This is a genomic window from Paraburkholderia sp. A1RI_3L (assembly GCF_048957895.1).
Classification (GTDB): Bacteria; Pseudomonadota; Gammaproteobacteria; order Burkholderiales; family Burkholderiaceae; genus Paraburkholderia; species Paraburkholderia kururiensis.
The window spans coordinates 54,484-71,090 of record NZ_JARCHA010000012.1; the positions used below are offsets into that span (position 1 = coordinate 54,484).

At 63.6% G+C, this 16,607-nt stretch carries 18 protein-coding genes; 4 read left to right on the forward strand and 14 right to left on the reverse strand.

Going from position 1 to position 16,607, the window contains the following annotated elements; genetic code table 11:
- Positions 1-131 precede the first annotated feature (131 nt).
- Together PXJ20_RS26610 and PXJ20_RS26615 are read left to right on the forward strand one after the other, a co-directional pair.
- Positions 132-1,205, forward strand: a complete 1,074-nt coding sequence (locus PXJ20_RS26610) for a sensor histidine kinase (protein ID WP_421032961.1) — start codon at positions 132-134, stop codon at positions 1,203-1,205.
- 1 nt (position 1,206) lies between these two features.
- A complete protein-coding gene (locus tag PXJ20_RS26615; RefSeq protein ID WP_421032739.1) occupies positions 1,207-1,938 on the forward strand; it encodes a LytR/AlgR family response regulator transcription factor in 732 nt (243 codons plus the stop codon).
- On the opposite strand, the gene PXJ20_RS26620 is transcribed toward PXJ20_RS26615, so the two are convergent.
- On the reverse strand, positions 1,849-2,130 hold the full coding sequence (locus tag PXJ20_RS26620) for a transposase DNA-binding-containing protein (protein ID WP_421032740.1): 282 nt from the start codon (positions 2,128-2,130) through the stop codon (positions 1,849-1,851). The two genes, PXJ20_RS26615 and PXJ20_RS26620, sit on opposite strands and share 90 nt — an antisense overlap.
- A 170-nt stretch (positions 2,131-2,300) precedes the next feature.
- Between PXJ20_RS26620 and PXJ20_RS26625 the strand changes: the two genes are divergently transcribed.
- Both PXJ20_RS26625 and PXJ20_RS26630 read left to right on the forward strand, forming a co-directional pair.
- Positions 2,301-2,567, forward strand: coding sequence for a YlcI/YnfO family protein (locus PXJ20_RS26625; protein ID WP_421032741.1), 267 nt, complete (start codon positions 2,301-2,303; stop codon positions 2,565-2,567).
- Positions 2,564-2,878 carry a type II toxin-antitoxin system RelE/ParE family toxin gene (locus PXJ20_RS26630; protein WP_421032742.1) on the forward strand — a complete coding sequence of 105 codons (315 nt, stop codon included), beginning with the start codon at positions 2,564-2,566 and terminating at the stop codon, positions 2,876-2,878. The genes PXJ20_RS26625 and PXJ20_RS26630 overlap by 4 nt, the downstream gene beginning before the upstream one ends.
- An 82-nt stretch (positions 2,879-2,960) precedes the next feature.
- Here PXJ20_RS26630 and PXJ20_RS26635 read toward each other — a convergent pair whose 3' ends face one another.
- The 13 genes from PXJ20_RS26635 to PXJ20_RS26695 form a co-directional block, all read right to left on the reverse strand.
- A complete protein-coding gene (locus tag PXJ20_RS26635) occupies positions 2,961-4,673 on the reverse strand; it encodes an ATP-dependent helicase (protein WP_421032743.1) in 1,713 nt (570 codons plus the stop codon).
- Between the two features lie 8 nt (positions 4,674-4,681).
- A complete protein-coding gene (locus tag PXJ20_RS26640) occupies positions 4,682-5,557 on the reverse strand; it encodes an ATPase (RefSeq protein WP_421032744.1) in 876 nt (291 codons plus the stop codon).
- 237 nt (positions 5,558-5,794) lie between these two features.
- Positions 5,795-6,400 carry a DUF4400 domain-containing protein gene (locus PXJ20_RS26645; RefSeq protein WP_421032745.1) on the reverse strand — a complete coding sequence of 202 codons (606 nt, stop codon included), beginning with the start codon at positions 6,398-6,400 and terminating at the stop codon, positions 5,795-5,797.
- Positions 6,393-6,653 carry a hypothetical protein gene (locus PXJ20_RS26650; RefSeq protein ID WP_421032746.1) on the reverse strand — a complete coding sequence of 87 codons (261 nt, stop codon included), beginning with the start codon at positions 6,651-6,653 and terminating at the stop codon, positions 6,393-6,395. Before PXJ20_RS26650 ends, PXJ20_RS26645 begins: the two co-directional genes overlap by 8 nt.
- Complete coding sequence (locus PXJ20_RS26655) at positions 6,610-7,131, reverse strand: hypothetical protein (protein WP_126879743.1); 522 nt, start codon at positions 7,129-7,131, stop codon at positions 6,610-6,612. Before PXJ20_RS26655 ends, PXJ20_RS26650 begins: the two co-directional genes overlap by 44 nt.
- An 11-nt stretch (positions 7,132-7,142) precedes the next feature.
- Complete coding sequence (gene traD, locus PXJ20_RS26660) at positions 7,143-9,023, reverse strand: conjugative transfer system coupling protein TraD (RefSeq protein ID WP_421032747.1); 1,881 nt, start codon at positions 9,021-9,023, stop codon at positions 7,143-7,145.
- A complete protein-coding gene (locus PXJ20_RS26665) occupies positions 9,020-10,495 on the reverse strand; it encodes a TraI domain-containing protein (protein WP_421032748.1) in 1,476 nt (491 codons plus the stop codon). Before PXJ20_RS26665 ends, traD begins: the two co-directional genes overlap by 4 nt.
- Positions 10,492-11,538: a type IV secretion system protein gene (locus PXJ20_RS26670; protein ID WP_421032749.1), complete on the reverse strand. Its 1,047-nt coding sequence runs from the start codon at positions 11,536-11,538 to the stop codon at positions 10,492-10,494. Before PXJ20_RS26670 ends, PXJ20_RS26665 begins: the two co-directional genes overlap by 4 nt.
- An 8-nt stretch (positions 11,539-11,546) precedes the next feature.
- On the reverse strand, positions 11,547-12,293 hold the full coding sequence (locus PXJ20_RS26675; RefSeq protein WP_421032750.1) for a DUF4141 domain-containing protein: 747 nt from the start codon (positions 12,291-12,293) through the stop codon (positions 11,547-11,549).
- A 13-nt stretch (positions 12,294-12,306) separates the two neighbouring features.
- Positions 12,307-14,790, reverse strand: coding sequence for a VirB4 family type IV secretion system protein (locus tag PXJ20_RS26680; protein WP_421032751.1), 2,484 nt, complete (start codon positions 14,788-14,790; stop codon positions 12,307-12,309).
- Positions 14,784-15,116 (reverse strand): conjugal transfer protein, encoded by a 333-nt coding sequence (locus PXJ20_RS26685; protein ID WP_421032752.1) that lies wholly within the window; start codon positions 15,114-15,116, stop codon positions 14,784-14,786. Before PXJ20_RS26685 ends, PXJ20_RS26680 begins: the two co-directional genes overlap by 7 nt.
- On the reverse strand, positions 15,103-15,489 hold the full coding sequence (locus PXJ20_RS26690; RefSeq protein WP_421032753.1) for a TrbC/VirB2 family protein: 387 nt from the start codon (positions 15,487-15,489) through the stop codon (positions 15,103-15,105). The genes PXJ20_RS26685 and PXJ20_RS26690 overlap by 14 nt, the downstream gene beginning before the upstream one ends.
- Positions 15,490-15,509: 20 nt before the next feature.
- On the reverse strand, positions 15,510-16,556 hold the full coding sequence (locus tag PXJ20_RS26695) for a CpaF family protein (RefSeq protein WP_421032754.1): 1,047 nt from the start codon (positions 16,554-16,556) through the stop codon (positions 15,510-15,512).
- Positions 16,557-16,607: the final 51 nt, after the last annotated feature.

The window sequence follows — 16,607 nt, forward strand, 5'->3', positions numbered from 1 at the left end:
CGACTAACGTCCGGGCGAGGCACCTGTGCAACGAACCCGAGGTGGGTGGCGGAGCGGCGAAGCCGATCAAAGGTGATGACGCTGCCCTGAATTACGCTAACATCTCCGCAATCCGCCCCCCGCTCGCTGCCATGCCAAGCAAGCCGCTCGCCATTCTGTCGTCTGCGCCCCACGCCAGCGCCGCGCATCGGGGGCGGTCGCTGCTATCCCTGTTCTGTTTCAACTCCGCGGTCGGGCTGATCTTCTGGGCAACACGCCGCAATGAAACGTTACTGCCCTATCTGGTCGTCGCGAATGGCATCGGGTTCAGCGCGTCGCTGCTCAGCGTGGCCGCGGACAGACTCGTACGCGGCAAGCTGGCGCTGGTGCCGAAGATTCTGATGGTCGCGCCAGCGAGTGTATTCATTGGTTTCGAGATCACGGCATCCACGGTCGGGCACGTTCCACATCTTATCGGACACGCCGGCCTGAAGATCTGGCTCGCCTACGGCTCGTCGTTCATTGTCGCGGGCGCGGCATGCGCGTTCGTGTCGGTGTTTGCGCAAGCCGCGCGCATGCGCACTTCGCTCGAGACACAGCGGCGCGAGGCCGCCGAGGCGCGCCAGGCCGAAACGGCTGCGCGGCTAGCGTTGCTTCAAGCCCAGATTGAGCCCCATTTCCTGTTCAACACGCTCGCGAACGTGCAGAGCCTGATAGAGCGTGATCCAAACCGCGCCACGACGATGCTGGGCAGCCTGAATCACTATTTGCGCGCGAGCCTCGGCCGCACGCGCAAGGCCACGGCCACGTTGGACGAAGAGCTGGAGCTCGTTGAAGCACTCCTGAAGATCGCGACGATCCGACTCGGCGAGGAACGCCTGCGCTATACGATTGACGTCCCCGGTGTGCTCAGGGCATTGCCACTCTCGCCGCTGCTGCTACAGCCTCTCGTCGAGAACGCACTGCTGCACGGCATCGAGCCGTCAGTAGACGGCGGCGAAGTGCTCATCCGCGGCACGCGCGACGGTGACCTGCTCGTCCTGAGCGTCACTGATACCGGTGTGGGGCTCAGCAACGGCGGCACGAAACTGCATGGTGGCGTGGGACTCGCGAACGTCCGTGCGCGGATGATAAGTCTCTATGGCGAGCGCGGCCGTGTATCGGTCGGCGCTAATGCCGACGCCCTACGGGGAGTGACCGCGACCCTACAGATTCCGATTGCCTGATATGCCGACTGCCCTGATCGCCGACGACGAACCCAACCTCTCCGCAGAGCTTGCGGCACGCCTCAGCGCGCTCTGGCCCGAGCTCGAGATCGTCGGAATGCCACGCACCGGCGTCGACGCGCTCGCCGAACTGAACACGAAGCGCCCCGATTTCGCGTTCCTGGACATCAGGATGCCTGGTATCGACGGTCTTAAAATCGCTGGCCTCGTACCGCACGTGCACGTGGTCTTTGTGACGTCCTACGACGAGTATGCAGTTCAGGCGTTCGACCAGTCGGCGATCGACTATTTGCTGAAACCGGTGACCGACGATCGCCTTCTCCGCTGTATCGTAAAGCTGCAGCGCGGTGGGCCAGTTCCCACCGACACTGGGCTATTGGCAAATGCGGGCGAGCAGCGAGATGCGGCGCCAATTCGCTGGATAACCGTGGGCTTTCGGGACACCACCCGGCTCGTCTCGGTGGACGAGGTACTGTATTTTCAGGCCGCGGATAAATATACCGAGGTCGTCACCGCGAACGAGCGGCACGTGATTCGCACGCCCCTAAAGGAGATGCTGCAGCGGCTCGATACAGAGCGTTTCGCGCAGGTGCATCGCGGCGTGATAGTCGCCTATGCGGCGATCGACCATATCGAACGCGATCTACTTGGCCGCCAGCGCATCCATTTGCGCGGAAGCGCAGACGTTCTGCCGGTCAGTCGTGCCTGTGCGGGCCTTTTCAAGCAGATGTGAATACAATCGTGCGCACGCCAGCTGGCGTGCCAGAGCTACCAGCCGGTGCGACAGGCGAGCGTCTCCGAGGTTTGCTTGCGCGAATTCCCCGCTTGCCCAGTTTGCCGTGTCGTCTCTGATCGCCAATCCGCGGCCACGGAGATTGCCAACAACAACCCGACGGAAGTTCAGAGCGACCTCGCCCCCTTCCATGTCGTGGGGTTACCACAGCTGCAAGGGGTATTCGCGTACGGTAGTGCCCCACGCGTCCTCCTGGCTCCGCCCCCCAACGGAATTTATTGGTGCGGCCGCGAGCGCGCTGCAATCAGCACGGCTGCCGGTGTGCTATTCTTGCATCACATTTGCGATGCACAGAGGATCGAATGAAAACCGCGACCATGCCGCCACTGCGCGTTGACCCTGACCTGCGACGGGCCGCAGAAGAGGTACTCCATGAGAACGAGTCGCTGTCTGCATTCATGGAAACGGCTCTGCGCGAAGGAATCGCGCGTCGGCGCCTGCAGCATGAATTCATCGCGCGCGGACTCGCCTCCCGGACACAGGCCCAACGTGACAACGAATATTTTGATTCGGCGGAAGTGCATGCCGAGCTGGAAAGCATGCTAAACGCAGCCCGGAAAGTTCAGTGAACTTTCGCGTCCGTTACACCCGGGATGCTCGCGATGACCTCAAACGCCTCTATAGCTTCCTGCTCAAGCGCGACACAGAAGCCGCGGCGCGCGCACTGGAAGCCATTCGCCACGCCACCCGGTTGCTGGAGAGTTTCCCGTTCACCTGTCGCAAGGTTGACGAAGCGAACCCGTTCCTGCGCGAGCTGGTTATTTCCTTCGGCGATTCCGGATACGTTGCGCTCTTCGAAATCGAAGGCGGACCGCTCGCGGACATATGCCACGTCACAATCCTTGCCGTTCGTCATCAGCGCGAAGATGACTACCACTGACCTTAATGCCAGCGCCGAATGCCTCGCTCGATCGATCGATCGATGGGATATGCGGACTCAAACACACACAGAGGCCTCAGGCTCAGGCTTCTCGCACGCATGATTCGTGAATAAACCGCGTCGGCGGATTCTTCCGGACCGACGAGATCGTAAGCGTCTCGCGGGCACGCGTCATGGCCACGTAAAAGAGCCGCCGCTCTTCCGACTCCGGGCTTTTCGGGTCTGGCACGACGTTCTCCTCCGCACGTGTGATCCACACGTGGTCCCACTCCAGCCCCTTCGAGCTGTGCATGGTGGTGAGTACGAGCGCGTCGGGCGCCGCCTCGTTGTTGGCACGCTTCAGAAACTCGATGCGCTCGCTGAACGAGCCATTGAGCCGTGAAACGACGTCGTATGTCGCAATCACTGCGCGCTCGGCTGCTTCCTTGCGCACGAAGGTCATCATCCACTCGCGTACGCCCTCGAGTGCGAGCGAGTAGAACCGCCGCTCGGACAACGTCTGCCATTCGGCAAGACGTTTCATGAAGCTGCGATAGGCCGACGCGGTGTCATCGGTCAGTCCGAGCGCGACGAGTTCCCTCTTCTGCTTCTGAACGAGCGTCGCACCCATCGCGTTATGCAACGCAGTGAGGTCGCGCGTGCTCATGCCGGCGTATCCGAGCACTGCATCGAGGCCGTTGAGCTTCACCCGCTGCACGATCTGGAGAAGGTTGCACATGAGCGCGCCCTCAGGCTGATCGAGCACGGAGCGCCCGGAAGCGCGGTAATACTTCACCCCATACGAGCGGCAGACCGACTCGATGGCGTCCAGCACGCGGTTAGTGCGCGCGAGGATGGCACACGACTGGCCCGAACCGAGCTTCGGCTGGAGCGCTTCCACGGCAGCCGCAGCGTCGTCGTATTCGTCATCGAAGCGTCGAGCAACCACCACGCCGCCCGCGCCCTTCTCGGCGTGCAGCACCTTGGGGATGCGGTCCTGATTGTGCTGGATCAGACGGTCGGCAGCGGCAAGGATCTCGGCACGGCACCGGTAGTTGCTGCCAAGAACCACGCGCTGCGCCTCAAACTTGCCCGCGAACCCCTCCATGCCGCGAAAACCCATCGCCGCCCGGAAGCCATAGATGCTCTGGTCGTCGTCACCAACCACGGTCACGCATGCGCCGGCGTCCGCGTGCAGTTCGACCCAGCGGTACTGCAGGGGGTCCGTGTCCTGGAATTCGTCAACGAGCAGATGGGTGAACGCGTATGGTTCGATGTCACCCGACTGCATGCCCGCAATCGACAGGCGCAGCATGTCCTGGAAGTCGATCTTGCCGTTGCGCACGAGCGCCTCCTGATACGCTTCGTAGAGGATCGATTCGGGCGACCCCTCGACGGCGTGTGCGACGCCCGTCTTCAGCTGCTCGATGACCGGCACGGCCTCCTCAACCTTCCAGTTCAGGCCAGTCTCGGCCAGCGCCCGCATGAGCAGGCCCATGCGGTCACCATCGGAAGCGATGTCCTGCCGCCGACCGCCGCGGTGCCCGATCTGCCGGAAGCCAAGCGAGTGGAACGTCCCGGCGATCAGGCGGCTCTTTGCGGCCGAGCCCACAAGCCTGAGGATGCGTTCGCGCAGCTCGATGGCGGCCTCCTTGCTGAACGTGACCGCGCCAACCAGGGTGCCCGGCTCCTGAAGCAGGACGGCCGCTCTCGCTGCGATCGTCTTCGTCTTGCCGGCACCCGGGCAGGCCACGGCCAGGCAGGGACGGAGTGACCGGACTACCTCCAGCTGCTGCGGGTTCAGGCCGTCAAGCATGGCGTCGCTCAGAGACCGCGCACCGCCGTCATCAGGCGCAGGTGGGTCATGTAACCCCGCACACCGACCGGCTGGAACTTGCGCAGGAAGCGGCCCGTTTCCTCGTCGACGTCGGACTGGTCGCGCACGGCGTTCCAGACGAGGAAATCGAAGTGGTCCATCACCCTGTCGAACCGCATGATGATGGAGAGCAGGCGCATCGCAAACCGCGAGTAGGCCTCGACAGAGATATCGAGTGCGGGCTTCGTGACGGAAGGCTGGAACACGATATCGCCACGCGCCACCATTTCGCGCTCGGTGCGCTGACGGAAGCCCTCGGCCACCTGGAACTGCTCGTCGACGTAGGCCTCCAGCGCATCCAGCTGTTTGTCGAACCAGGCGTTGACGGTGTCCTTGTCATCCTCGCCGAACGTTGCACGACCAAAGCGCTGCATGTTGAGGCTCATGCGGTTGAGATACGGCCACCACTGTTCGAACAGAGGCCGCAGGCGGGTATGGTTCAGGCGAACCTGCGCGGGGACGATAGCCGCGCCCGACAGTTGCCTGTCCAGCAGTTGCCGGCCGATCTCGCGGCGGCGCAGGACGATCGCACGGCGCTCGGCCGCCGGCAGGTCGCGAAAGAAGCGGCGCGTGCGCGCGACCTGCTCGAGCTTCTCGCTGGCTTCGCTCTCGTTGATCATGCCTTCGCGCTGCAGCGTCACCGCATCGCTCTCCATGCGCTGGAGTTCGCTCTCCAGCTCCTCATCGTCGGAGCCGTCAGTCAGTGCGCGCCCATGCTCGCCCGCGTCGCCGTGTTCCATCGCAGTCTGCCCTGATGCCAGCGCACCGGCGACACCTGCCACCGCTGCGGCATCGGTCGTCACGTCTTCGTTGATGGTGCTCATGTCGTTGTCCCTTATGAGTTGCACGCGCACCAGCGCGCGGCACCCACCTATTGTTCCGGCGGGCCGCCGCCGTGTCGGGGCAAAACGCGTTCAATTGCGCGGGCTTTCCGGCAGGGCGCGGTCCGCGCCGACGCGCGGCATTGCCCCGCGGTTCAGGCGCCTGAACGACAAAAGGCAGAAAGCTCACAGAATTCGTGAGCTTTCCGGGAGGAGACAACGAAAGTGGACCGATGACCCTCAGGCCGACGAGTTGACGATCCAGATGAGCAGCGGCAGGAATATGGCCAGCAGCGTCCAGCACTGGGCGACGAGCGGCACCGGCAGCAACAGCACTGAAAACGCGCCGCCCGTAAGAACGAGCAGCGCGTGCATGGCCAGATGGAAGGAAAGCGGACTGGCCATGCCGGCGGCAGCCGCCCGGACCTTCCGGCGCACTGCGCCGTCAATAGCCGCGGCGATGCTGAGTACCGCGATGCCAGCGAACCACGTGTGCATGACCAGGACGCGGTACAGCGCGCGATACACCAGCATCCAGAACTGGCGTGCCCAGTCCCGGGCAAAGCCGTTCAGGCCGTCGGCATCAAGGTCACTGCGGTCGCTCCCGGCGGTCATCGTCGCACGCACGGCACCGGAGTCGACGAACCAGCGGCGGAACAGCGCGTTGGTTGCATCGACGGCATCGCTTGCGCGGACCTCGCCCAGCATATCGACAACGGACTGCGATTCGACGTCGCTGACCTCGAACAGGGCGCGATCTGGCACAACCGGCATTACGAGGCCAGTGGCCAGCGGCATGATCACGAACCACCATTTGACGTGACGTACGAAGCGGCTGCTAGCCATGAAGCCACTCCACCACGGACAGGAGCAGGTAGACCGGGAATGCGGTCAGGCCCAGGAGGCCCAGCCAGAAACGCACCGGGTTGCGCACGATGACAACTGCGAGCCCGTACGCACGGGCCTTGCGTCCGCGCGCGAACTCCGGCGGCGCAGGCGCCGCGAGGTCATCCTGCGAACGCACCGTCGAGAGCACGCGCGCGGCGTCGACCTGGTCAAGCCCCGACAGCTTCGCGATCAGGGTAGCTGTGAGCGACATCGTAGTCCTCAAAGTAGAGCCGGAACCCCTCGCCGGTGAGCGCCCGGGCTGCGAGCTGGAAAGCTGCGGTCTTATGGGTAATGCGTTCGGGGCACGCCTCGTCGACCATCGCGGTCGCGCCTTCACCAAACCGGGCCTCGAACGCCGTGACGGGTTCAAGCATCGGCCACCACACATGCACTCGGTCCCCCTCATTCGCCACGTAGCGCCGGGCGTAGAGCAGATGCGCGCGGCTGAACAGACCGCGCATGAATGCGACATGCGGCTCGCCCGTCTTACGCACGCGTCTGTATTCCGCGACGCCGTCCTCCAGCATCTCGCACATGAGCGGCTTGCGCTCCCCTTCGAAACGCTCACCGATAAAATCCGCGAGACGCGAGCAGGCGAGTTCAAGCTCGGGCGCGATCGTAAACACCGGCACCAGGTGGGAGGAAAGTCTGTGTTCGCGAATGATTTTTTTGAACAAGGTGGAAGTCATGCCTGTTTTGTCTAGCCTTGCAGGATTGGAATGCGGCCCTGATACACAGCGCCCCCTGAGATGCGCATGAAGTACTGCAGGTTGGGTAAGCGCTGGATGAGCGCCACGGGGATGAGTGGCACCTTCTCCAGCTGCAGCGACCGGGTGATGGTTCCGTTGAACTCGCCGATGTGCCCTTCGCTGCCGCGGCTCGTGCCACCGGACACCTGGATATTGCGGATGGCTGTCTCCCCGACCTTGTCCGAGAACCACTGTGCCGTGTCGCTGTCTTCCAAGCGTAAGATGATCTGGTTGTTCAGGTTGCCCAAAACCTGCAGCATCTTTGCAGCGTTTCCGAGCTTCGCTTCCAGGTCGGAGCGTGTCTGGAACGCGACGAACGCCTTGAAGCCTGCGCCGCGCCCCTTGTTGAGGATCTGGATCACCTGCTCGTTGATCGCTTCGGCCACCTCGTCGATGATGAGCACGACATCGGGCGTCTCCTTGTAGAAGTTGTAGATCGCGCCGCACACTGCCGCAACGTCGGCCAGCACGAGGGATGCGATTGCCTTCTGGACGATGCTGTTCGACAACGAGTCGAAGCCCATGTACAGCACGGCCTTCTGCTTGATGATCCGGTCGATGTCCCAGATTTCCCGCTCGTCCTCGAAGTCTTCGACCTTGGGAGCGAGCATAAGGCCCGTCTCGCCGGTCGCGAGCATCTGCAGGAGCGGCATGACAGACGCGATGACCCGCGTGTAGTGATCGCGGTCGTGTGTATGAGTCGCAATAAGCCCGTCGATCGCCTCGTGGCCGAGATCGTTATGCGCGTACCGCTCGTTGTACAGCAGCACCATGGCGTCGACGCGCGACGTACTCCCAGGCTTGCCGCCGATCTGGGTGACCGTCGTGGCGACCAGCTCTTCCCAGTTGTCGAGGCCCTTCTCCCGGAAGAACCGCTCCAAGCTGCGTTCGAGCAGCTTGGCGACACCGGCCTGCGCATATTTGAGAATGGAGCGCAGGTTCGGCTTGTCCCCGATATACAGCTCGCCCTTGACCGCGCGATCGATGAAAAGGAAGGCGAAGTCCCGGAACGGCCCCTCATCCATCAATTGTGCGATGCGCCCGGGGATTTCTGACGGCTGCGACCAGTTCTCCAGCGGATTCAGCCGGATCGATTCGAGCGGCTTGGCCTGACTGAAATAGAGGAACTTGCGGCCGGTGCGTGCGCACTCGCGCTCGACACGCGCTTTCCAGTCCTTGTCGTTCTTCGGGTCAATGACGATAAGCACATCGCCGCAGTGGATCACCTGGGTGGAGATGACCTCGTAGGTGCGCGTCTTGCCCGAACCGGTGGTGCCGCCCACGGCGGTGTGCGCGCTCATCGCCTTGTAGTGAAACGGGATGCGGACCTTGCTGGGCTCCATGCCGTGAATCCACGAGACGCCCTGCGGCTCGCGGTCGCGAATGCTGTTGGCCGGTACGAACATCTTCTCGATGGCCGCTTCTATTTCGCGACCGCGTCGCGTTTTCCCCAGCCACTTCGGCAATCCCGGTATGTCGGTAGTGGGCATGCGCAGGATATCGTGTGCGATCTGGCAGTGCTTCTGGGTCCACTCGAAGCCTGTGCCCAGGTACATCGAGTTGCTCTCCTCGCGCATCTTCCTCTGCACCGCCATCAGCTGGGGCACTGGAAGCGTCGTGAGCCATTTGGTCGAGATCGCCAGACGAAAGCGCAGCGCCTTCCAGACCTGCGTGCCCCGCAAGGCGAGCGGCGCCAGCATCGCAAGAGAAAAGGCCCAGCCATAGGGCATGCCCGAGAACGGGAGAAAGACGAGGGCAACGAACCAGAAAATCGTTGCCCGGAGTTCGTAGACCGGCCGGAAATGGTTGATGTAGGGGCTGACAGCGTTCACGCTCCGCGCTCCACGATGAGTTCGCCCGCGCGCGGCGCGAGCACGATCTCCGTCTGCGCATTGGCCACGAGCAGGCCGCGCCTGCGCAGATGTTCGACGAGCGTGTCGCTGGCCACGCCGTAGCTGCCCACGAGCCGCTTCGATACTGACAGACCCTTGTCGGTCCAGGCGACCTTTGCCTTGCCCGCTGCAACGTCTTCGGCCAGCGCCCGGAAAAACTCGCGGATCATGTTGGGCTGACCCTCGAGCACCTGGTCGAACGTGGCAGGCACGCCTGCGCGTTCCTCGCGTGCCGCGCGGGGACGCATCGCGCCCGGATCGACAGGCGCCGCCACGGGTACGGTATCGCCCTGAAACGGCAAACCGAGTTGCGCGTCCTGCTTCTGGCCAGTCGTGCGGGCCACACCTTCCGGGGCAGACGGCGCCGCTGGCGCGGAAGTGGAGTCGCCCGTCGTTGCGCTCACCAGGTCTTCCCGGATCGCTTCCATCAGCGACGATGGCCCCGTTGCGTTCGCGGCGGAGTCTGCCGGTGACGTCGCCGTACGTGCGTCGGCACCATGCGCGACAGAGGGCGCGGTGGAGGCCGGTGCGACGGCTGGCACTGCGGCCGAGGTTGCCGAAGGGGGCGACATGGGCGGAACCGCGGGAGTCACCGCTGCCTGCGAGCCACCCGCGGCATGCGCCGCGGCTGGTGGCACGGCCGGCGAGGTCACTACCGGCTGCACCGCCGCCGCGACGTGCACCGCAGCCGGCACCGGATAAGGCACCGCGTTGTACACGCCCTGCTGCGCCTTTCGGTCGAAGTCGGCCGCCACGCTCACTGCCTGGCGCACGACCTTGTGCACGAGCGACTCGGCACCTTGCGGATGAGGCACGGGGTTAATCGCCCCAAACAGCTGCGTCAGCACGTCCGCGTCGTATCCGGCCAGCAGCTCGTGGCCAATCAGGTTTTGCGCGAAAAGCGCGGTGCGCATGCGTTCTACCGGCAGCGGCGCCGCGCGGCGTTGAACAGCGTAGGCGCTCCCACCGAGCCACGGGCCAAGGGCCCCATGCGCGGCGGGATTCCACTCTGCACGGTCGCGTTCACGCAGCACCACAAAATGCCGGTACGGCTCGTCCAGACCGGAGCACACCGCGGCGAGAAACACGGCATGGTTGTACTGCGGCTCGACCCGGCGCCGATGTTCGGATGGCAGGTTCGTGCCGAACTTCTGGCCACCCGCCAGACGCATCGCGTAGAACGCAGTTTCCACCGTGCAGCGGAAGGCACCACCGGGCTCGCGGTAGAGTTCCGGCGACCACGGCAGGCTCGAGAACCACGTTGCGCAGCGCCCGAGCACCTCGCCCCAGCGCTGGCGGTACTCTGGCTCGCTCGCCTCGTTGGCAGCCTGCCGGATGAGCGCCACGCGGCGCTCGTGCACGGCGACCAGTGCCGCGGGCTCCATCGGCTGATGCAACGAGCTGGCGGTCACAGGATGCCCCCCGTGGCGACGCTCGCAGCCTTCTTGATGAGGGAGCCCGAGGCGTTGGCGCCGCCGCCGAACATACCCGCAAATTTCGGAATCTCGAACGAGAGGAGAAAGACGAAAAGCGACAGGTCAAAGACGTACGATGCCCCCTGTGCCGTCGTCATGCCGTTCGCGGTGGCGGCCGTAAGCGCCGTCGATAGCGAGCCGATCACGAGCCTCGCGAGAATGGCGCTCACCACGCAATACATGCCCGCGCTGATCATGTAGTCGAGCCACGACTTGAAGTAGCCACGCGTGAATGACGAAAAACCCAGCGCAATCGCGATCTGGCCCATGACGATGCCCGCAGCCGCCTGGATCAGGCCCAGATTGTTCATGAACGTGAACACGACCCCCGTGAGCATCAGGATGATGTAGGCGAAAATGAGCGGAACCAGCGAGATCGTCAGGGCGATGTATTCGTACCAGTGCGTGCCCTTGTAGGCCTGCACGATAGACTCGAACGCCGTGCCGGCGACACCGCCGGTCATGGTGAGAAAGCCTGCCCCCGCACCAGACTGGATCATGCCGGCGAGCGTCTGGAACCATCCGTAAAAGCCCTGCGAGAAGTTCTGGTAGCCCACATAGATCGATGCAAAGATCCCGAGCATCGCGAGCTCCTCGAACACCACGACCCATGCATTCACGGGGTCCCGGGTAGCGGCATAGCGCACAAAGGTCAAAACCAGCGTTATCGCGCCCAGGCCTGCCGCAAACTTGTCAGCCTCGGGCTTCAGGCTCTGGCTCGCCGCCACGGCCGCCGGAATGATCGCGCTGAACAGGGCGTTGAGCTTCGACGCGGCGGATGCATTGCCCTGCGCGATCTCGCCGCTCTTGATCGTTGACCCGAATGTGTCATTACCCGTGGACGTCACGGTGACCGTGTTGTCGCTGGCCGGGGTAATCTGCTGGCCGCCTGCCTGGGTGTCGTCGGCACGCGCACTGGCCGCCGCGAACAGCGTCAGGACGAACAGCAGCCCGGCGATCCAGTTGCGTCTCACGTTCATGTGCCGCCTCAGTTTGTCGGCATGGCGCTAAGCGCCGCGCGCTCCGCATCCTGTTTCGCCTGGAAGCTCTGCGCGGCAGCCGCCCGGTCCTTCGCCATCGCGTTGTCCATAGCCGACTGCTGCGCATCCGTCTGGGTTTTGGCGGCCATCATCTGCAGCAGGTCGCTGTTCTGGCTCGTCACGATATCGAGGTAGTGCGTCGTAAGCGCGGCCGTCGCCTCCTGGGTCGGCGTCATCGACAGCTGCGACTGAAGTTCAGCGCGTCGCGAGGCCAGCGTCTGGATGTGCTGGTTCACGTCGTTGCCCATCTGGAACAGGCTCGTCGCGGTCTGGTCGCCCTGCTTGTAAAGCGCGTTCATGTCGGAGAGCCACTGCGTCGGCGACTTGCCCGATGTCGAAATCAGGTTCTGGATGTGGGTGATGTATGAGCTGCCCTGCGAGAGGCTCCCGTAGAGGCTCTGCAGGTTGCTGTTGTAAGTGTTGATCTTGGAGATATCGCCCGTGATCTGGTCGTACTGCGCCTTCATCGCCGTCGGGTTCAGGTTGGTCGCCTGAAGCAGCTGGTTGGCCATCATCTGGTACTGGTAGGCGATGTTTGTGTCCTGGTAAATCTCGCCCTTGATCGCCTTTGCCGCCGTGATCATGTTCTGTGCAAAGTTGGTCGGATCGAAGACGACCCACTGTGCCGACGCCGGCTGCATCAGGCATAGCGCAGCTGCCACACCACACAAAGCGGTAGTCCCAAACTTCTTCATCGTTTCACCCCTCTCAGTCCTGCGCGAGCATCTCGCGCATGTAGTTCTCGCGCCAGTGCTCGTCGCCTGACTCGAAATGCCGGTCCAGCACGCTCTGCGCGCGGCCATCGGCGCGCAGCGCAGCAAGCGTTTCGCGGTCGAAACTCGCCTGAAGCATCCGCGTGTGCGTGGGCGTGACCCACAGGTAGTCGCGGTTGGGCACCGCATCGGCCACCATGTCGATCTGGCTATCCGTCAGCCCGAACACATCCGCGTAGAGCTTGCGGTTGCTGCGCGCGTCCGCGTTGGCCAGATAGACGATGTTCTGCAACTGCTCCTTCAGGATCTCGAAGTTCGCCACGCGCTCGAGCTGCTTGAGTGACTGGGTAGCCAGGGCCAGCATTCCGTTCAGGCGACGGATGGTGACTGCCCACAGTTCCAGCCGCGCATAGAAGCGCGGGTACAGGAAATAGAAGCCGCACTCCTCGACCTCGATGACCGTGAAACGCTTGCCGTCAAGCCACTGCGAGACGCGGTAGAACGCGTAGTCCATGAACAGGAACGCGGCCTCGGGGTGGTTCTGGAACAGGTCGCCGCACTCGATGGAGAGGTTTTCCGACAGCGCAAACGCATCCTCGGCGTGGTCGAAGAACTGGCCGTTTTTCTCCCCTCTGGTCCAGATCCGCAGCCGCTCGCGAAGCTCGGACGACAGCAGCGTGGTCAGGTACGACAACGTCCAGTACTCGGCGCTGTAGCCAGTCGCGAGCATCTGCACCTTTTCGTAGATCTCGCGCTCCTGTGCCGGCGAGCACCGGAAGCCGCCGGCCTCGTCGTCCTCGATCGCCATCTGGACCCAGTTGGCGACATATACGTAGTGGCGCTCTTCGGAGAGAAGCGACAGCGGATTGATCGGGGTAGCCGCCGTGTACCGGCCGGTGACGTCGATGAAATGCCCCCCGGAGAGGACCGTCGGGATGCGCGTCGAGCGCTCCTTGTCGAAACGCACACGTCGCGCATCGTGCCGCCCCATTTGCGAGAGCAGAAAGTTGAGCAGCATCGTCTTGCCCGCACCGTTGGGGCCCACAACGAGCAGGTGCGCGCGCCCGCTCGGATGATGCAGCACGACACGCTGCAGGGTGCGGTGACGCGTCGGCAGTATCGTGGTCGGGCCAGTCCTGCGTCCGAACTGCTGGGTGAGCCACTCGTTGACCTCCGGGCCTTCGGGAACGCCACGTACGGGCGCCACATCGGACACGGCGGCCGTCTCCACGAACTGGAGGCGCTTTTGCTGGTCCCAGCGGCCAGGCAGCGTGCTCGCCCAGGCGGCCGGCAGGTTGTCCTTCTCCAGGATCAGTCCGAAGCCCGCGTTGCTCAGGCGCCCCACCACATCGGACATGGCCTGATCGCACTCTTCCTGTGTGTCGCCGTAGACGACCACCGAGATGTTGGCGTAACCAAACTGCGCGCCCTCGGCATTCAGGCGTTTGAGGGCGTCCTCGGCCTCGTCGGCCAGGGTCTCGCGATCCTTCTCGTTCTTCTGCTCCTCTTTCGCGAAATAGGCCTTCGCGATGGCCCACGGATTGAACGCGGCGGCCTTGAAGAACTTGCGCACTGACTTGATGAACGCTTCAGCGCGGCTGGTGCTCAGAAAGCGGAACATCACGCAGATGTCGAGCTCGGCGTCGACATCGCACAGCACGTCGAGCGCAGCCTCCTGGAAGCCCAGCCACTCCTTCACCGCGACAATCTTCGCGTATCGCTTGCCGTGCGCGGATTCGAACAGCAGGTGCTCTGCGCCATACGTCACTGTCGACTCGGTCAGATGCGTATCGAGCATCGTGACCGGGTAGCGCACACGCCGCGGCGGCACCGAGGGATTGGCGGTCTGATGCAGATAGGCGAGCGCATGCTGCAGCTCCAGCCGTTTCATCCTGAGCCGCCCCACGCCGCCGCGAAACGCGTCGAGCACGCCTTCGAAGCGCCGGATGTCCGCGGTCAGCTGGTCGACGTCGAAGACGAACGCGTTCCGCGTCAGGACCTGGTCGCGCACCGCCTCGAAGATTGCGAGCGGCATGGGTTTGCCGCCGACCTTGAGGTGATAGCCGACCTTCTCGAAGAACTTGTTGATGCCGGTCTCGGGCGTGAAGGCGAGCGACAGGGAGTGCGTGTTGCGAAAGTATTTCCCGCTGCCGACGCTGTGGCGGTTGATTTCGTTCAGCCGCGCATCGAGCGGCGAGGCGAAATCGCCGTCTATGTCGCCATGCACGCGCCGGTGCGCAAGCCGCCACCAGGCGGTGACACGATGGTCAAAGTTCTTGCAGGCCTGATCCAGGTTGTTGCGCGTGGCCGTGATGTCGCCGGCGTTGGGTGTATCGATGTCGATGCCTTCGTACTCGAAGGACGTGAGCACCGACCCATCCTTGTCGAGCACGAGACTGGGCGTCACCATCGTCATCCACGGGACGATCTCGTGAATGGGCCGGCGCGCAAGCGCGCGGCGCTTTGCGGACTTCAGCATGGCAGGTCCTGGTCAAATCCGTAGGGCCGGCGAAAGCGTGCCGATGACCTGAGCGAGGGCGACGGCTCATGGACGTCCGGGTAGCGGTTGTAGACGAGCATGACGAGGCGCCACCAGGGATCGCGCGAACTCATCCAGCGCAGGAAGAAGTGCACGGCGACGCCCATCGTGATAAAGCCGACGCAGCTGCCGAGATCAAATCCACACGAGTAGCACAGCATGACGGTGACGAGGCCGTTGGCGAGCGCAAGTACCCGGTCCGCGCCGCCAATCTGGCGCGGCAGCGAAAGCGACCGGCTGACCTTGACGGGCTTACGTGCAGACATATGAAATCTTGAAGTGGTTCTTCAGCACGGGGACCGCACAGGCGGCAAAGCCGATCCCGACGAATGCCGCGGACAGCACCTTCGCGATCGTGCTTTCCGACGTCGCGATTGCAATGCAGGCCACGATCATGATCACGAGGCCAATCCCGAAGAGCCACGGCCCGCTGATCCAGTTGGAGACGAGGCAGATCACATCCGTCGCCGACCCCAGATCGCTCAGATCGGTCGACGAGGCCGAAGCGAGCGGTGCGATGGCGCTCAGGGTCAGCGCAACGAGCGTCGTGCGGAGCTCACGCCGGCTGAAGAGTCGTGCGTATGCCTCGCACGCGCGCTGTGCGACACGTCGTCGGAAGGAGGTCAGGCGTTGCTTCATTTGTGGTCCACTCCAGTGGTTTAGAAAACGCGTTTGAGGATGTAATCCCCGTTGTCGTAACCCCGCACTTCGAGGATTTCGGAGAGGTGGCGCATTTCGCCTGTGCGCTTCATGTGCACGACGTAGTGAAAGCAGCTCGCGATGTTCTGGCGCAAGTCGCCGATGTCCCAGCGCGTGCCGGACGGCACGCCAAGCATGGCGAGGCTCTCGAGCCGGCGCAGCCCGCCGCGCGCAGTGCTGGAGTGGATCGAGCCCAGACCGCCGTCATGACCGGTGTTGAGCGCCTGGATGAAGTCGTATGCCTCGCCGCCGCGCACTTCGCCCACCAGAATCCGGTCCGGGCGAAAGCGCAGACACAGTGCAACGAGCATCTGCGTCGTCACGCCCGTGTCGGTGTTCGATAGCAGCCGCAGCAGGTTCGGGACCGGGAGATTCAGCTCCTTCGTGTCCTCGATCGTGATAACGCGATCCTCGTCGGGGATCTCGGCGCCAATCGCGTTTAGCAAGGTCGTCTTGCCGGAGGAGGTGCCGCCGGCAACTAGGATGTTCTTCTTCGCCCGCACGATTTCGCGCAGCGCCTGGCGCAGCTCGTCGTTTTCTGCGCCAGGCGGGAAGTATTCGATGTCTTCGTCCTGACGGGCGCGCGCCCGCGAGAACGCACCTGCGGTGACGTAGTCGTCGAGCGAGAGATGCCTGTCGCGATGCTTGCGGATCGCCAGCGCATCGCCGTCGATTGCCGTCGGTCGCATGACCGCCGCAATACGGAGGGTGCCGTGACCCGCGTTGAGAATCCCCTGGTGGGTGCCAGCCTTCGCGGATTTCTCCACCGATGAGGCGAGCGAGTGAATCGCACCGGACAGCGTCGAGGGGTTGAGCTGGAGGGGTACGCGCGTGAGTACGCCGCGCCGCTCGATCCACACATCGTTGGGGTGGTTGACGAGCACATCCGCGATATCGGGCGCGTCGAGAAACTCCTGCAACGGGCGCAGTGAGGCGAAAAACATCTTCACCGCGCTCTCTTCGAGGCGGTTGAATTTCAGGGCGGAGTTGTCGGCGGCATCGGACATGCCTGTATTGTTCGGGCGCGCCCGTGTGCCCCGTCAGGCAAAAGAGCCGCG

Bases quoted from the DNA above. Each gene is read 5' to 3' on its own strand.
- PXJ20_RS26610 (WP_421032961.1), top strand. From the start codon at position 132: ATGCCAAGCAAGCCGCTCGCCATTCTGTCGTCTGCGCCCCACGCCAGC.
- PXJ20_RS26615 (WP_421032739.1), top strand. From the start codon at position 1,207: ATGCCGACTGCCCTGATCGCCGACGACGAACCCAACCTCTCCGCAGAG.
- PXJ20_RS26620 (WP_421032740.1), bottom strand. From the start codon at position 2,130: ATGGAAGGGGGCGAGGTCGCTCTGAACTTCCGTCGGGTTGTTGTTGGC.
- PXJ20_RS26625 (WP_421032741.1), top strand. From the start codon at position 2,301: ATGAAAACCGCGACCATGCCGCCACTGCGCGTTGACCCTGACCTGCGA.
- PXJ20_RS26635 (WP_421032743.1), bottom strand. From the start codon at position 4,673: ATGCTTGACGGCCTGAACCCGCAGCAGCTGGAGGTAGTCCGGTCACTC.
- PXJ20_RS26640 (WP_421032744.1), bottom strand. From the start codon at position 5,557: ATGAGCACCATCAACGAAGACGTGACGACCGATGCCGCAGCGGTGGCA.
- PXJ20_RS26645 (WP_421032745.1), bottom strand. From the start codon at position 6,400: ATGGCTAGCAGCCGCTTCGTACGTCACGTCAAATGGTGGTTCGTGATC.
- PXJ20_RS26650 (WP_421032746.1), bottom strand. From the start codon at position 6,653: ATGTCGCTCACAGCTACCCTGATCGCGAAGCTGTCGGGGCTTGACCAG.
- PXJ20_RS26655 (WP_126879743.1), bottom strand. From the start codon at position 7,131: ATGACTTCCACCTTGTTCAAAAAAATCATTCGCGAACACAGACTTTCC.
- PXJ20_RS26670 (WP_421032749.1), bottom strand. From the start codon at position 11,538: ATGAACGTGAGACGCAACTGGATCGCCGGGCTGCTGTTCGTCCTGACG.
- PXJ20_RS26675 (WP_421032750.1), bottom strand. From the start codon at position 12,293: ATGAAGAAGTTTGGGACTACCGCTTTGTGTGGTGTGGCAGCTGCGCTA.
- PXJ20_RS26680 (WP_421032751.1), bottom strand. From the start codon at position 14,790: ATGCTGAAGTCCGCAAAGCGCCGCGCGCTTGCGCGCCGGCCCATTCAC.
- PXJ20_RS26685 (WP_421032752.1), bottom strand. From the start codon at position 15,116: ATGTCTGCACGTAAGCCCGTCAAGGTCAGCCGGTCGCTTTCGCTGCCG.
- PXJ20_RS26690 (WP_421032753.1), bottom strand. From the start codon at position 15,489: ATGAAGCAACGCCTGACCTCCTTCCGACGACGTGTCGCACAGCGCGCG.
- PXJ20_RS26695 (WP_421032754.1), bottom strand. From the start codon at position 16,556: ATGTCCGATGCCGCCGACAACTCCGCCCTGAAATTCAACCGCCTCGAA.